This is a genomic window from Methylocystis sp. WRRC1 (assembly GCF_020733155.1).
Taxonomy (GTDB): Bacteria; Pseudomonadota; Alphaproteobacteria; order Rhizobiales; family Beijerinckiaceae; genus Methylocystis.
The window spans coordinates 512,900-526,847 of sequence record NZ_JAJFZJ010000001.1 but is presented as its reverse complement, the minus strand read 5'-3'; the positions used below and the strand labels follow the sequence as shown (position 1 = coordinate 526,847).

15 protein-coding genes are annotated in these 13,948 nt (G+C 62.4%); 4 read left to right on the top strand and 11 right to left on the bottom strand.

What is annotated here, in order from left to right; all coding sequences use genetic code 11:
- Nucleotides 1–78: 78 nt before the first annotated feature.
- A complete protein-coding gene (gene uvrC, locus LG047_RS02735; protein WP_227965208.1) occupies nt 79–2,067 on the bottom strand; it encodes an excinuclease ABC subunit UvrC in 1,989 nt (662 codons plus the stop codon).
- A 122-nt stretch (nt 2,068–2,189) separates the two neighbouring features.
- Here uvrC and LG047_RS02730 point away from each other — a divergent pair, with 122 nt between their 5' ends.
- On the top strand, nt 2,190–3,299 hold the full coding sequence (locus LG047_RS02730; protein ID WP_227965206.1) for a calcium:proton antiporter: 1,110 nt from the start codon (nt 2,190–2,192) through the stop codon (nt 3,297–3,299).
- A 15-nt stretch (nt 3,300–3,314) separates the two neighbouring features.
- On the top strand, nt 3,315–3,962 hold the full coding sequence (locus tag LG047_RS02725) for a glutathione S-transferase family protein (RefSeq protein WP_227965205.1): 648 nt from the start codon (nt 3,315–3,317) through the stop codon (nt 3,960–3,962).
- A 34-nt stretch (nt 3,963–3,996) separates the two neighbouring features.
- Here LG047_RS02725 and ung read toward each other — a convergent pair whose 3' ends face one another.
- From ung to tolQ, 7 genes are all read right to left on the bottom strand, one after another.
- Nucleotides 3,997–4,665, bottom strand: coding sequence for a uracil-DNA glycosylase (gene ung / locus LG047_RS02720; RefSeq protein ID WP_227965204.1), 669 nt, complete (start codon nt 4,663–4,665; stop codon nt 3,997–3,999).
- 231 nt (nt 4,666–4,896) lie between these two features.
- Nucleotides 4,897–5,661 (bottom strand): hypothetical protein, encoded by a 765-nt coding sequence (locus LG047_RS02715; protein WP_227965203.1) that lies wholly within the window; start codon nt 5,659–5,661, stop codon nt 4,897–4,899.
- 47 nt (nt 5,662–5,708) lie between these two features.
- On the bottom strand, nt 5,709–5,906 hold the full coding sequence (locus LG047_RS02710; RefSeq protein ID WP_227965202.1) for a hypothetical protein: 198 nt from the start codon (nt 5,904–5,906) through the stop codon (nt 5,709–5,711).
- A 117-nt stretch (nt 5,907–6,023) separates the two neighbouring features.
- Nucleotides 6,024–7,331, bottom strand: a complete 1,308-nt coding sequence (gene tolB / locus LG047_RS02705; RefSeq protein ID WP_227965201.1) for a Tol-Pal system beta propeller repeat protein TolB — start codon at nt 7,329–7,331, stop codon at nt 6,024–6,026.
- Nucleotides 7,332–7,374: 43 nt separating this feature from the next.
- Nucleotides 7,375–8,610: a cell envelope integrity protein TolA gene (locus LG047_RS02700; RefSeq protein WP_227965200.1), complete on the bottom strand. Its 1,236-nt coding sequence runs from the start codon at nt 8,608–8,610 to the stop codon at nt 7,375–7,377.
- 10 nt (nt 8,611–8,620) lie between these two features.
- A complete protein-coding gene (locus tag LG047_RS02695) occupies nt 8,621–9,070 on the bottom strand; it encodes a biopolymer transporter ExbD (protein ID WP_227965198.1) in 450 nt (149 codons plus the stop codon).
- 3 nt (nt 9,071–9,073) lie between these two features.
- Nucleotides 9,074–9,817, bottom strand: a complete 744-nt coding sequence (gene tolQ, locus LG047_RS02690; RefSeq protein ID WP_036281941.1) for a protein TolQ — start codon at nt 9,815–9,817, stop codon at nt 9,074–9,076.
- 254 nt (nt 9,818–10,071) lie between these two features.
- Here tolQ and LG047_RS02685 point away from each other — a divergent pair, with 254 nt between their 5' ends.
- Nucleotides 10,072–10,950 carry a fatty acid desaturase gene (locus LG047_RS02685; protein WP_227965196.1) on the top strand — a complete coding sequence of 293 codons (879 nt, stop codon included), beginning with the start codon at nt 10,072–10,074 and terminating at the stop codon, nt 10,948–10,950.
- A gap of 1 nt (nt 10,951) precedes the next feature.
- On the opposite strand, the gene ybgC is transcribed toward LG047_RS02685, so the two are convergent.
- Both ybgC and ruvB read right to left on the bottom strand, forming a co-directional pair.
- On the bottom strand, nt 10,952–11,371 hold the full coding sequence (gene ybgC / locus LG047_RS02680; protein WP_227965194.1) for a tol-pal system-associated acyl-CoA thioesterase: 420 nt from the start codon (nt 11,369–11,371) through the stop codon (nt 10,952–10,954).
- Between the two features lie 261 nt (nt 11,372–11,632).
- Nucleotides 11,633–12,673 carry a Holliday junction branch migration DNA helicase RuvB gene (ruvB, locus tag LG047_RS02675; RefSeq protein WP_227965193.1) on the bottom strand — a complete coding sequence of 347 codons (1,041 nt, stop codon included), beginning with the start codon at nt 12,671–12,673 and terminating at the stop codon, nt 11,633–11,635.
- A 60-nt stretch (nt 12,674–12,733) separates the two neighbouring features.
- Here ruvB and LG047_RS02670 point away from each other — a divergent pair, with 60 nt between their 5' ends.
- Nucleotides 12,734–13,318: a Uma2 family endonuclease gene (locus tag LG047_RS02670; protein WP_227965188.1), complete on the top strand. Its 585-nt coding sequence runs from the start codon at nt 12,734–12,736 to the stop codon at nt 13,316–13,318.
- A 3-nt stretch (nt 13,319–13,321) separates the two neighbouring features.
- Here the strand turns inward: LG047_RS02670 and LG047_RS02665 are convergent, their stop codons facing one another.
- The gene (locus LG047_RS02665) at nt 13,322–13,888 is read right to left on the bottom strand and encodes an isoprenylcysteine carboxylmethyltransferase family protein (protein ID WP_227965187.1); all 567 of its coding nucleotides are present in this window, start codon (nt 13,886–13,888) and stop codon (nt 13,322–13,324) included.
- Nucleotides 13,889–13,948 lie beyond the last annotated feature (60 nt).

Below are 13,948 nucleotides of genomic sequence, written 5' to 3'. Positions count from 1 at the left end.
CTCCGGGTTACACGGCTGAAGAAAAAGCTGTGTTTCATCGACAGCGAGGCGATGGCGCGCGAGCGCGGCGGGCGCCGCTCAATCCCCCCGCTGAAAATGATCGAATACGAGCCGCGCCGTCGCCTTGTTGATTCCCGGCGTCTTTTCGAGATCCGAGAGAGCCGCGCGCGAGACGCCCTTTGCGGAGCCGAACGCCAGAAGCAATGCCCGCTTGCGTGACGGCCCTATCCCGGGAATTTCATCCAGCGGGTTCTTGGTGAACTCTTTCTTGCGCCGCGCGCGATGCGTGCCGATGGCGAAACGATGCGCTTCGTCGCGCAGGCGCTGCACGAAATAGAGCGCGGGATCATGGGGTGGCAGGCGGAAGGGTTCGCGCCCCTCGACAAAGAATGTCTCGCGTCCCGCGTCGCGATCGCGGCCCTTGGCGATCGAGGCGAGCGCCACGCCCTCGACGCCAACCTCCTGCATCGCCGCGCGCGCGGCCTCGAACTGTCCGCGGCCGCCGTCGATCAGCACGAGATCGGGCTTCGATGGAAAGGCGTCCGGATCGCTGTCCTTCTCGGTCTCTTTCGAGAGGCGGGCGAAGCGGCGCGTGAGCACTTCGCGCATCATCGCATAGTCGTCGCCGGGCGTTATCTCCGAATTCCTGATGTTGAAGGTGCGGTAATGCGCCTTCATGAAGCCGCTCGGCCCCGCGACCACCATCGCGCCGATCGCCTGTGCGCCGCCCGTATGCGAGTTGTCGTAGACTTCGATGCGGCGCGGCGTCTCGGGCAGACGGAAGACCTGGCCAATCGCGGCAAGCAGGCGCTGCTGGCTTGCGTCCTCCGCAAGCTTGCGGCCGAGCGCCTGACGGGCGTTGGTGAGCGCATGATCCACGAGTTCACGCTTTTCGCCGCGTTGCGGCGCGATCACCTCGACGCGGCGGCGGGCCTTCGCGGTCAGCGCCTCCTCCAGAAGCGCGCTGTCCTCGATTGCATGGGAGATCAGAACAAGCGGCGCCGAGGGATGTTCGTCGTAGAATTGCGCAAGGAAAGCGTCGAGCACTTCCGCTTCCGTCAGGCTCGCGTCGGCGCGCGGGAAATAGGAGCGGTTGCCCCAGTTCTGAAAGGCGCGAAAGAAAAACGCCTCGATGCAGAAACGTCCCGCGTCCTTGGCGATTGCGAAGACGTCGGCCTCTTCGATCGTGCGCGGATTGACGCCTTGCGCGCCCTGCACGGCAGAAAGCGCGGAAATGCGGTCGCGCAGCCGAGCCGCGCGTTCGAATTCCAGACGTTCGGCGGCGTCCGTCATTTCGCGCGCGAGGTGCTCGCGCACGCTTCGGCTTTTGCCGGAGAGAAAATCGCAGGCCTCGCGAACGAGCTCCTTGTAATCCTCGATGGAGATCTCGCCCGTGCAGGGACCGGCGCAGCGCTTGATCTGATAGAGCAGGCAGGGCCTCGTACGGTTGTCGTAAAAGCTCTGCGAGCATGAGCGCAGCAGAAAGGCGCGCTCCAGGGCGTTGAGCGCGCGATTGACCGCCCAGACGCTTGCGAAAGGGCCGAAATACTGGCCCTTGCGAACGCGCGCGCCGCGATGCTTGGTGATCTGCGGCGCCTCATGGTCCTTCGCGATGAGGATATAGGGAAACGACTTGTCGTCCCGCATCAGCACGTTGAAGCGCGGCTTCAGCTGCTTGATGAGATTGGCCTCCAGCAGCAGCGCGTCCGTCTCGGTCTCGACCGAGATGAACATCATGGAGGCAGTGGCGGAGATCATCCGCGCGATGCGGTTCACATGGCCGGCGAGGCGCGTGTAGCTCGCTACGCGCTTGCGGACGTTCTTGGCCTTGCCGACATAAAGCACCTCGCCGTTCTCGGCGATCATGCGGTAGACGCCGGGGCTGTTCGGCGCGTGCTTCCAGTATTTCTTGATGACGGCCACGCCGCGCTTGACGCTCTCGGGCGTCTGCGGCGCATCCTCCTCCGGGCGCGCCTCGTCCAACGCGTCGCAGGCGGCGTCGGTCGTCTCGAAGGCGTCATCTTCCTCTGGCGGAAGATCGCTTTGCTGAGCGGGCGGGGGAGTCATGCGCCTAGATTTATGCGCCGCTTTCGGTAATGGAAAGGGGTGCGTTCCCGTGGTGTTGGCCAACAGCCGATTCGCCGTCGGGAAATGCCGCCGGCGGCGAAATTCTGGGGAGCAGGGGCTTCATGTCGGGAACGAGGGGCAGTCTTGGGGCGACGGTTTTTCCCGCGCTAGCCCTGCTGACGGCGGCCGTCTTCTCCTTTGGCGAGGACTGGCTTCTGCTTATCCCTCCGGGCCTGATGTATGCGCCCTATGTCGTCGCCGCGATTCTGGTCATCGGCTCGGTGTTCGCCACGCTCGAACATGCGGAGGTCGTCGGGGCGCGGGTGGGCGAGCCGTACGGCACGCTCGTGCTGACCATAGCCGTCACGATCATCGAAGTGGCGATCATGGCCTCGATGATCGAGCATGGCGCCGACGACCCGACGGAAGCGCGCGAGGCGGTGTTTTCCGCCATCATGATTGTCTGCAACGGGCTGGTCGGGCTCTGCCTGCTGCTGGGCGGATTCCGTCATGGCGAGCAGGAACTGCAGCAGATGGGCGCGAGCGCCTATCTCGCCGTCCTCATCGCCCTTTCCGTCCTCACGCTGATACTGCCGGATTATACGATCAGCTCGTCGGGGCCGACGCTGACCCACAGCCAGCTCTATTTCATCAGCACCCTTTCCGTGGTGCTTTATGGCGCGTTCCTGTTCATCCAGACCGTTCGACACCGTTCCTATTTTCTGGACGCAAGGACGGCGGCGCTGGGGCATCGGGAGTCGCGGCCGTCGGTTCGCAGCACGAGCATGGCGATGCTGGGCCTGTGCGCCAGCCTTCTTGGCGTCACCATTCTGGCGGAGCAGGTTGTGCCCGCCATGGAAGACGGACTTGCATTCCTCGGCGTGAAGAACAGCAACGCCGTGGCCGGCGCTGCGCTCGCGACGCTGGTTTTGCTTCCCGAATCGCTGAATTCGATCCGCGCGGCGGCGCGCAACGCGCTGCAGACGGCGCTCAACGGAGCGCTCGGCTCAGTCGTCGCAACCATCGGGCTGACCGTGCCGGCCATTTCGGTGCTGGCCGCTATCAAAGGTCACGACATCGTGTTCGGGCTGGAAAAGCGCGACTCCGTGATGCTGATGCTCACTCTCATGCTCAGCATCGTCAGCTTCGGCGCGGGACGCACGAATGTGCTGACCGGCCTCGTACATCTCGTCGTCTTTGCGACATACGCATTCCTGTTGATCGTGCCCTGAGGAACACGCCGAAAAATGAGCGACTCCGATCTCGTCTTCTATCACTCCCCGCAAACGCGCTCGTCGAGCGTGCTGATCCTGCTCGAAGAACTCGACGCGCCCTATGAGCTGCGCGACATCAATTTCAGGATCGGCGCGCAGCGGAAGCCCGAGTATCTGGCGGTCAATCCGCTCGGCAAGGTTCCCGCCATCGTTCACCATGGAGCGCTGGTCACGGAGCTTGGCGCGATCTTCATCTACCTCGCCGACGCTTTTCCGCAGAAAAAGCTCGCGCCGCCTATTGGCGATCCCCTGCGCGGACCCTACCTGCGCTGGCTCGTGTTTTACGGCTCGGCCTTCGAGCCCGCGGTCATCGATCGCCATCTGAAGCACGAACCGCCACAGAGCATGAGCCCCTATGGGGATTTCGACGGCGTGATGGCGCTGATCAACAAGCAGCTTGCCTCGGGGCCATATCTGCTTGGCGAGCGCTTCTCCGCCGCTGACATTCTGTGGGGAACGGCGCTGCGCTGGACGACCGGCTTCGGCCTCGTGCCGGCGACGCCCGAGATTGCCGCTTACATCGAGCGCGTGGGATCGCGTCCGTCGGTCAAGGACGTGGCCCAGACGGATGCGCAATTGCTGAAAATCCACGAGGCCACCGCGGCCAGCGCAAACGCGTGACGCACCGCCTCTCCCCGCAGGCGGGGAGAGGCTGTCACCACTCGATCGGCGTCTTCCCCTGCGCGGCGAGGTAATCATTCGCTCGGGAGAAGTGCTTGCAGCCGAAGAAGCCGTTATGCGCCGATAGCGGCGAGGGGTGCGCGCATTCCAGCACGAGATGTTTCTTTCGGTCGATGCCGGCGCCCTTGCGCCGCGCGTAAGAACCCCAAAGCATGAAGACGACTCCGTCGCGCTCGCGGGACAGCGTATGCACGGCGGCGTCGGTGAATTGCTCCCAACCCTTGTTCTGATGCGAACCCGCCTGCGCCGCGCGCACCGTGAGCGTCGCGTTCAGAAGAAGCACGCCCTGCCGCGCCCAGCGCGAAAGGTCGGGATCGCGCGAGACGGGATGGCCGAGGTCGGCCTCGATTTCCTTGAAGATGTTCTGCAGCGATGGCGGCGGCGGAACATTCGAATGAACTGCGAAACATAGGCCGTTCGCCTGACCCGGTCCGTGATAGGGGTCCTGCCCCAGGATGACGACCTTCACGCTGTCGAAGGGGCATTCGTCAAAGGCGCGGAAGATCTGCGCCGCCGGCGGATAAACCGCGCCGGAGGCGTATTCTCCGCGCACGAATTCGCGAAGCTCCGCGAAATAGGGCTTCTCGAATTCGCTCGCGAGATGCTTGTGCCAGCTTTCGTCGATGCGGACGGGTTTGGTCATGGTGCCGGAGCCTTCGCATCGTCGCAGTCGATGTCACAATCGTCGCGCATCTTCCATCGATAATCGATTGGGTTGAATTGTGGCTGTGACCTATCCCGGCAGTTAGACTGTCGCGCAGGTAACGCTCTCGCCGAGCCTGATGATATAGAATCATCATCCCAGCGGGGTGGAAGGCCCCCAGTCTGGCAGTGTTGCCGCTTCCATCCCATTTCTAAACGCAGAGCATTAAACTCAACCAGCCAGCTTCCCCTCGATTTCGGCTTGGATGAGGCATCTAAATTGTGAAAACGTCTCCTCCTGAAATATTTGAAGATCACCTCTTTTGGCTACAAGCGTTTCCAGTGGAGAGCAGCCCGGCGCTGTCGGTAAGCGGCCCAGTACCTTAATTATCGCCTCGCCTCTCATGATGGAGGCAAATACTATCAATATGCCAGCGTCCGGGATGTCGAGAATCCCAAGCTGGGCGCTACCTAGCTCATTCAACTCGAATTTACTTTGAATGCTTGTCTTATAATACCAGAAGAAGTCCGCCATGTCCTGTTTGGCCGCAGGTTGAAACCTTATTACGTTATTGGTGCTAAAGCCCTCCAAAACGCGCTCTTTAAGAGCTTGGACTGCCAGAGAAGGGGTGCCTTTTTGCATGTGCCCCGGTGAATAGGTTTCCACCACTTCAGGTCTTACATCATTCCATGCCTTTGTCTCGCCTGTCCCGGTGACAGGGAACGAAAGCTTCCAGCTGTCAAACTGTTCGTCGCGAGAGAAGGTGCCTTCATCGGATCGTGCATCGTTTATTGTGGGATGCGCAGAAATCCCTTGTGCGAGCATTGCAAAACCGTAAGCGCTTAGTCCGAACGGCAGAAACAGCAATGGTGGCGCAAATATCAAAATAAGAATAACTCCAAGCACCGAACCAAAACAGAATATTAACCAAGAAACGCCCGCGACCGCGCCGATAGCGATCCATGCAATTCCCCATAGAACTTGGAACAGTCTCATTTCCCGTCGCCTAGGTTCCTTTTTGTAGCTACTACTTTCGGAGCCTATCATTTAGAAATGATTGATAACGCGCCTCGAAGCAAATCAATCCCGTCAAGACCGGCGCGTGCCTTCCCGAAAGCGGCCGCCATGGCGCGGTCATCGTTTGGAACCAAGGGCACGGGGTTTCCTTCCCGCGGATGATGCGGAAAAAAGTAGAAGGCCGCGATCGCGACGAAGACGTGGGCGAGATAAAAGGGCTTCATGAGAGGTTTTCCCGCGATGCAAGCAAGCGCCGCGCAAAGTCCCCGCGCCCCGTTTGGAAGATGCTTTCGTAATGCCTTTTGCGCCAGCTTGCGCGAGCAATTGAGCAGGGAAAATGCTCAATCCTGCAGCGGTCCCCACGCCGGGTCAGACGCGTAACCCGGCGTCGGCACCTGCAACTCGGTGCGGCCGAACACGTCCACCATGTAGATTTTCGGCCCGCCGGCGCCGCCGCTTTCACGGAAGAACATCAGGAACAGGCCGTTCGGCGCCCATGTGGGGCCTTCATTGTGGAAGCCTTCGGTCAGGATGCGTTCGCCGGAGCCGTCCGTCTTCATCACGCCGATGGAGAAGTTGCCGCCGTTCTGCTTGGTGAAGGCGATGTAGTCTCCCTTGGGCGACCACACCGGCGTCGAATAGCGTCCGCCGCCAAAGGAGATGCGTTTGGCGTCGCCGCCATGCGCGCCCATCACGTAAATCTGCTGCGAGCCGCCGCGGTCGCTTTCGAAGGCGATCCGCGAGCCGTCCGGCGAATAGGAAGGCGCCGTGTCGATCGCGCTCGTGTCGGTGAGGCGCGTCGTCGTGCGTGACCGCAGATCCATCGTATAGAGATTTGTCGAGGAGCCCTGAGACAGCGACATGATGATTTTCTGGCCGTCGGGCGAGAAACGCGGCGAGAAGGTCATGCCGGGGAAGTTGCCGACGACCTCGCGCTGGCTGCTCTCGATGTTCATCAGCAGCACTTTCGGCTCGCCGTCGCTGTTGAAGGCCATATAGGTCACATCGAGCGACGAGGGCGAAAAGCGCGGCGTGACGACGAGGTCGTCGCCGCGGGTCAGATAGCGGACATTGGCGCCGTCCTGATCCATCATGGCGAGCCGCTTGCGGCGCTTGTCCTTGGAGCCCGACTCGTCCACGAACACGACGCGCGTGTCGAAAAAACCCTTCTCGCCGGTGACGCGCGTGAACACGGCGTCCGACAAAAGATGCGCGACGCGGCGCATGTTCGCGGATTCAGTCACATATTGCTGCCCCGCGACCTGCTCGCCGGTGGTGACGTCGAAGAGGCGGAACTCGGTCTTGAGCCGTCCGTCGCCGGTGCGCTGCGAGCGGCCGGTCAGAACGAATTGCGCGTTTATGCCCTTGTAGGCGTCGAGATTGGGCGTCTGGTCGGGCGAACCGTCCTCGCCGACCGTCGCTCCGTCGATCGGCTTCAGAAACACCGAGCGCTTGAAATTGTTCATCGTCACCGAAGTGATCGTGCGCGCCGCCTCGTCGCCGATGAAGGGCGCGACAGCGACGTTGATCGGCTGGAAGCCACCGCCCTTCAGTTCGATGATGCGGCCGGCGCTCGCTGGCGTGAAGGGCGCCATCGCGGTGCCGGCGATGAGTCCTGCGGCGGCGCGACGGGTGATGAGGCGTGTCATGCGAACTGTCTCTTTGAGCGTGAGTGGAATGCGAAGCGCACGGTCAGTTCGAATCCTGGAAACGGATCGTCACTTCATGCAGCGCTTCTTCGTAATAGGGCATGAATTCCGGCGGGATTTTCATCGGGCTGCAACGGCGCACGGCCTGCAACGCCTGTTCGCCGCGCGCTTTCTCGGTCGGGCTGGATGACGCGTTCATCAGGCGTGGGCGGCCCTCCAGAGCGCCGTCGCGCGACAGGTGAAATTCGACGACCGGCGCATAGGTCTCCCCACCGAGCGAGAGCGCCGACGCCCAGCAGGGGTGATAATGGTCGTGGATATAGGACGCGATGCGCGCCTCCATGGACGCGGACAGCTTTTGCGCGGCGCCTTCCGGCGCGCCGAGCGAGGCTGTGCGCACTTCCTTGCCGGTGGAGGCGGTCCGTTGCGGCGCCTCGCGGCTCAGGAGGTTTGCGATGCTCGACGCGTCGAACTTCGATTTCGGCGCGGCCTCGTCTCCTGATTTCGGCTTCGCGCCCTTCGCCTTTTTGTCGGACGCCTCGCCGTCCGGATTCTCCGCCTTTGCCGGCTTCTCCTCGTGCTTCTTGCTTTCGAGAAGTTTCGCGACCTCGTCGGTCTTCAGGCGCGGCTCGGTCTTCGCCTCCGTCTTCGGCTCCGTCCTGGGCTCGGCCTTCGGCTTTTCCGGCGGCCTGGGCGCCGGCGTTTCTTTGGCTTCCTTCTCGGGCTTGGGCCGCGTCGGCGGCTTCGGCTTCACGACCTCGGCCTCCTTCGGCTCGTCCTTTTCCTCCGGCGCGACGGCCTTCGGCTTCGCCGGGGGCGTGGGGGCGGGCTTGGCCTCCACCGGCTTCGGCTCGACAGGCTTCTCGATCTTCTTCTCCGGCTGAGGCCGCACGGGCGGCTCCGGCGCCGGGGGCAGCGCTGCGATGCGTTTGGGCGGCGTCGGCTCCGGCTTGTCGTCCACGCCGGGGTCAGCCTGCCGGCGCAGGGGCGGTGGCGGGGCGGGAACGTCCTTCTTCGCCTCGGCCTGAGGCGGGCGCGGCTTTGTCTGGCGCACCGGCGCGACCTTGTCGACGCGCGGACCGGGTTTGGTCTCGCGCGCCGTCTTCTCGCCCTTTGTGACCTGATTGAGCTGGCTGTCGGTGACGACCTCGACGGGGATCATCTCCTGCGCGTCTTCGAATTTCTTCGCGTCCGAGAACAGGACAAGCGCCGCTGTCAGCAGTCCCGCATGGACGACCGATGAAACAACGAAACCCGGTTCCGAGCGCGAAACTCTCACTTTCGCAAACTCACTTCTTCTCCTGCTCCGTCACTAGAGCAACCTTCTTGTATCCGGCGGTCGTGATGAGCGACATGACCTCTGCGACGCGGCCGTAGTTCACGGCCTTCGAGCCGCGCACATAGATGCGCTCGTCGAAGCCTTGCTTGGCGGCCTCCTTCAGCTTGTCGAGAAGCTGCGCGACCTCGACGGGCTGATCCATGAGGAACACCTGTCCCTTTTCGTCGATCGCGATGGAGACCGGCTTCTGGTCGATGTTGAGCGCGCCCGCCTTTGTTTGTGGCAAGTCGACCGCGACGCCGGTGGCGAGCAAAGGCGCGGCGACCATGAAGATGATGAGCAGCACCAGCATGACGTCGATGAAGGGCGTCATGTTGATCTCGGCCATGGCGCCGTAGCGCGGCACGCCGCGCCGCCGCCTGCCGCCCTTGCGCCCGGGAGTGGAGAGCGACGCGCCCATCGATCAGGCCGCCCGGTCGCGGTTGGACGAGGCCGCGTGCTGGTCGATCTGGCGCGACAGTATGGCGGAGAATTCGTCGGCGAAGCTTTCCATGCGCGCCTGCGCTTTCGCCACGTCGCCCTGCATCTTGTTGTAGGCGATGAGCGCGGGAATGGCGGCGAAAAGGCCGATGGCCGTGGCCAGCAGCGCCTCGGCGATGCCCGGCGCGACGACCGCGAGCGAGGTGTTCTTGGAGGCGGCGATTGAGCGGAAGGAGGTCATGATGCCCCAGACCGTGCCGAAGAGGCCGACAAAGGGGCCAGCGGAAGCGACGGTCGCCAGCACGAGCAGATTGGACTCGAGCTTCTCGACCTCGCGGGCGATGGAGACGTCCAGCACCTTCTCGATGCGCGCCTGAAGGCCCATGAAGGATGCGCTCGCGCCGCTCTGGAACGAGCGTTTCCATTCGCGCATGGCCGCGACGAAAAGCGTCGCCATGCCGGTCGTCGGGCGCTCTGAGAGCTTACCGTAAAGCTCCTCCAGCGAATTGCCCGACCAGAAGCTCTCCTCGAAACGGTCCATGGCGCGGCGCATGCGGCTGAAAAGCAGCGTTTTGTCGATGATGATCGCCCAGCACCAGACGGAGGCGAGCAGCAGGCCCACCATCACGAATTTCACTACGATATGCGCGCCCCAGAACATGCTCCAGATGGTGATGTCGGCGGCGGGAGCGGCGAGGGGGCTCGCGGCGATTTCGGCTGGATTCATGATTTGTCCTTGCAGCGGAATGCGGCGACGCAGTTCTCGAAATGGACGGCGTTTCCCCGCTCTATCGCCCGCAATTTCGCCCTTTCTGGGGCCGCGGTGCGCCGCACAATATTAACTAGCGGCAAGGTGTTAACAAGCAGTAAGGGTTAAGGATTGGTGAGAAGGTCTTTGACAAGCCCATGGGCCTGAAGAATCATGGCGTTCCGGGCAGGCGACGTTCCGCCCGCTTTTTGAACATTTATTGTGAGCGGGTCATGAATTCCGTATATTTCGACAGCCTCCCGGGCTTTTGCCGCCGGGAGGATGTCTCCAGCATCATCCGGGCCCTGATCGCCCCGATCCTGTTCCTTCTTCCCTTCGCGCGAGACTTCACGAATACTGAATTTTATTTATATGTAATTGTTTTGATTGCACTAATTGGTCGCGCAAACTATCTGATGCATTGGCATGTCCACCATCCCTTCACCACCGCGCCGGCCTTCAACCTGCTGCTCGATATGTGTCTGGGCGTGGCGACGGGAATGACGGCCTCCAATTGGCGCATCCAGCACGTCTACGGCCACCACTTTGGCGCGGACGAGCGGTTTCGCGCGCCGGTCGACATACGCCGTCCCTACACGCCGCGCGCCGCATTTTCATTTTGCTTGCGATCGCTGTGGCCGACCTTTTTCGCGCCGATCCGCGAGGCCTTCGAAAAGGGCGTAAGGGGCAATGAGAAATCGCCGGTGAATTATCGCTGGGCCTTCGTCGAGCAATGTCTGCTCATATTCCTGATCGCCGCGCTGCTGGTCTGGCGCCCGTGGCTTGCGATTTTCTACCTGCTGCCCTGGTACGTCTCGGTATTTTTCATTTCGAGATATGTGGATTACCTCAATCATTACGGATGCGATGAAAGCGGCGCGGATCTCCCTGCGCTCGCCAACAACACCTCACACCGCTGGTTCAATTTCCTCACCGGCAATTTCGGCTATCATACCGCGCATCATCTCCATCCGCGCGCGCACTGGACGCAGCTTCCCGAGCTGCATCGCGAAATCTCGAAAGATATTCCGCAGCGCCATCTCAAGAATTTCAGCTGGTCTTTCCTGCATCTCCCGCATCACTTCTATCTGGCGCGGCTCGGGCGGATGTAGGTCAGGGCGCGGTCAGGGCGTTCTCGAATTTCGTGCGCACGTCGGCCGGCAGACGCCTCGCGCGACCGTTTTCGACGCACACGACCTTCACTCTGGCGCCCACCAGCAGCTCGCCGTTGCGGATGACGCGCTGATCGAGATCGATGGATGCGCCGCCGATCTCCGTCACGCGCGTCTCCACGCTCAGGAGATCGTCCATGAGCGCGGGCTTCCTGAAATCGATATTCATCGCGCGCACGACGAAGAAGATCGGGCCGCCCGCCGCGCCCTCCAGCAGCGCGCGCTGATCCAGCTCCAGCGTGCGCAGAAGCTCGGTGCGTCCGCGCTCCATGAAGCGAATATAGGAGGTGTGATAGACGAGGCCGGAGGCGTCCGTGTCCTCCCAATAGATGCGGATGGGGATGCTGTGTTGTGCCTTCATGATTTCATTTCTGGATTCAGGTCTGGTTTGTCGTTTCTCTCGTGACGGCTTTCCTGCAACGCGTCTCTTAACTATCCGGGGCCAACCTCCTTCGGGAACACTGGAAATCCTCTCCGGCGCTCACATATCCACTATCGGAGGTGAGCTATGACAACGCCCACGTTGAATAGTTTCATGCAGTTCCTGGAGAGGGCCGGCGAAATTCTTGCCGTTATCCTGTTCGGCACGATGATGTATTTCGTGCTGGCGGCCTGAGATCGCCTATTCCTCTCCATCGAACAGCCCGAATTGACCTGAAGGCCTCGCCGGTTCGGCGAGGCCGAGGTGTTTGAAGGCTTGGGGAGTCAACAATCGCCCGCGTGGCGTGCGCTGCAGGAAGCCCTGTTGCAGGAGATAGGGTTCGATAATGTCCTCGATCGCGTCGCGGGGTTCGGAGAGCGCCGCCGCGATGGTTTCGATCCCCACAGGCCCGCCGCCGAAATTCAGCGCCACCATGTTCAGATAGCGCCGGTCCATGATGTCGAGGCCGATGCTGTCTACTTCCAGCAGCGACAATGAGCGGTCCGCCAGCTGGCGCGTGATCGTCGCGGCGCCTTCCACGATGGCGAAGTCGCGGACGCGGCGCAGCAGGCGGCCCGCGATGCGCGGCGTGCCGCGAGAACGCCGCGCGATCTCCCGCGCGCCTTCCTCATTCATGCCGACGCCCAGGACGCGCGCGCCGCGCCTGACGATCAGCTCCAGCTCCTCGGCCGTATAGAAATTCAGCCGCACCGGAATGCCGAAACGGTCGCGCAGCGGCGTCGTCAGCAGGCCGGCGCGGGTCGTGGCGCCGACCAGCGTGAATTTGGCGAGGTCGATCTTGACCGACCGCGCCGCCGGCCCCTCGCCGATGATGAGGTCGAGCTGGAAATCCTCCATGGCGGGATAGAGAATCTCCTCCACCGCCGGATTGAGTCGGTGGATTTCGTCGATGAACAGAACGTCGCGCGGCTCGAGATTGGTGAGCTGCGCCGCGAGGTCGCCCGCCTTGGCGATCACGGGGCCGGAGGTCGAGCGGAAATTCACGCCGAGCTCGCGGGCGACGATCTGGGCGAGCGTGGTTTTGCCCAATCCCGGCGGGCCGACGAGCAGCACATGGTCGAGCGCGTCGCCGCGCGTCTTGGCGGCCTCGATGAAAACCTTGAGATTGGCCCGCGCCGCCTCTTGCCCGGTGAAGTCGGCAAGCGTCAGCGGTCGGAAGCTCGTATCCGTGTCGTCGTCGCGCTGTTCGGGGCTGACGAGCCGCCGGGGAGGGGTGGTCAAACAATGCTCCAATGCGCCGGCGCGCGCGCTGTGCTATGATCTGCCAAACGGAGCCGCGCCGTGAATCGCCCGTCCTCGCAGTATGAGTATATGTCCCTCGATGATTTCGAGGAACTTCTGGCCGACAAGCCCGCCGACGAAAAGTGGGAGCTGATCGGCGGCCGCGTCGTGCGGATGATGGTCGGGGCGCGGTGGGAGCATCACTTCATCGCCCAGAATCTTGGCGCTTCGCTACGCCAACGCCTTCGAGAAAAAGGCGCTCAATGCTATGTTTTCGTCGAAACCTTTTACATGAAAAGGAAGTCGATCGAGTCTGCGACTTTGCCGGACGTCATGGTGAAATGCGGCTCGATGGAGCCGGGCGCGACCTCGGCGGACGATCCCGTCGTTCTCGTAGAAGTCATGTCGGAGGGCAGCAAAGCGCGTGACCGCTTCGAGAAATGGGCGGTGTATCAGCAGCTGCCGAGCCTGAGTCATTACGTCCTGGTCGAGCGCGATCGCGCGCATATCGAGACCTTCGACCGCGTTGGCGCGGAATGGTCGGGCGTGCGCATAATCGATGGCCTGCAGGCGACGCTGGAGCTGCCAGCGCTGGGCGTCAGCGTCCCGCTTGCGGAAATCTACCGGGACGTCATCTCCGCCTGAGCGTCAAACCCGCCGCCAGCCGAACCACCGCCGCACGCGCGCACAATAGGCGGCGAAGGTTTCCGGGTGCCGGCGGCGCAGCGCGGCCTCCTCATGGGGGATGATCAGCCGGTCCATGCCCCAGTAATGGCCGTAAAGCAGGGCCGCCGCCAGCGCATAGGACAGCCAGGCGTGCGGGCTCCCGGCGCCGAGACAGATCAGGATCAACGACCAGACGAAGCTCTGCACGAGTGAGAGCACATAGACCGGGTTACGCGAAAAGGCGTAGACGCCGCGCGTCACAAGTTGCTCGGAGCCGATAAATTCGCGCGCGTCGCCGCCCTGTTTCTCGAGATAAATGACGAGCAGGATTTTGATTGCATGCAGCACTGCATAGGTCGAGACGAGTTCGAGCAGCACGGGCGCCAATTGCGGCGACAGCCCGGCTCCGGCGAGAAAAAACAGCGTCGCCGCCGAATATGCGAGAGAGGCGGTGAAATCGACGCGAAAAATATTGGAGAATTGCAGGTCGCGCCGAACGCGCTCCGTGACAAACGCCAGCACGGCCGAGCGCCCACGGCCCTCAGACAAGCTCATTTTATCCCCACAGATCCAGGCGCCGTCGCTGGCGTGAAAATCCGGCCCGCCGAC

Bases quoted from the DNA above. Each gene is read 5' to 3' on its own strand.
- LG047_RS02710 (WP_227965202.1), bottom strand. From the start codon at position 5,906: ATGAAGCCCTTTTATCTCGCCCACGTCTTCGTCGCGATCGCGGCCTTC.
- LG047_RS02725 (WP_227965205.1), top strand. From the start codon at position 3,315: ATGAGCGACTCCGATCTCGTCTTCTATCACTCCCCGCAAACGCGCTCG.
- LG047_RS02685 (WP_227965196.1), top strand. From the start codon at position 10,072: ATGAATTCCGTATATTTCGACAGCCTCCCGGGCTTTTGCCGCCGGGAG.
- LG047_RS02695 (WP_227965198.1), bottom strand. From the start codon at position 9,070: ATGGGCGCGTCGCTCTCCACTCCCGGGCGCAAGGGCGGCAGGCGGCGG.
- tolB (WP_227965201.1), bottom strand. From the start codon at position 7,331: ATGACACGCCTCATCACCCGTCGCGCCGCCGCAGGACTCATCGCCGGC.
- LG047_RS02715 (WP_227965203.1), bottom strand. From the start codon at position 5,661: ATGAGACTGTTCCAAGTTCTATGGGGAATTGCATGGATCGCTATCGGC.
- uvrC (WP_227965208.1), bottom strand. From the start codon at position 2,067: ATGACTCCCCCGCCCGCTCAGCAAAGCGATCTTCCGCCAGAGGAAGAT.
- LG047_RS02730 (WP_227965206.1), top strand. From the start codon at position 2,190: ATGTCGGGAACGAGGGGCAGTCTTGGGGCGACGGTTTTTCCCGCGCTA.
- ung (WP_227965204.1), bottom strand. From the start codon at position 4,665: ATGACCAAACCCGTCCGCATCGACGAAAGCTGGCACAAGCATCTCGCG.
- tolQ (WP_036281941.1), bottom strand. From the start codon at position 9,817: ATGAATCCAGCCGAAATCGCCGCGAGCCCCCTCGCCGCTCCCGCCGCC.
- ybgC (WP_227965194.1), bottom strand. From the start codon at position 11,371: ATGAAGGCACAACACAGCATCCCCATCCGCATCTATTGGGAGGACACG.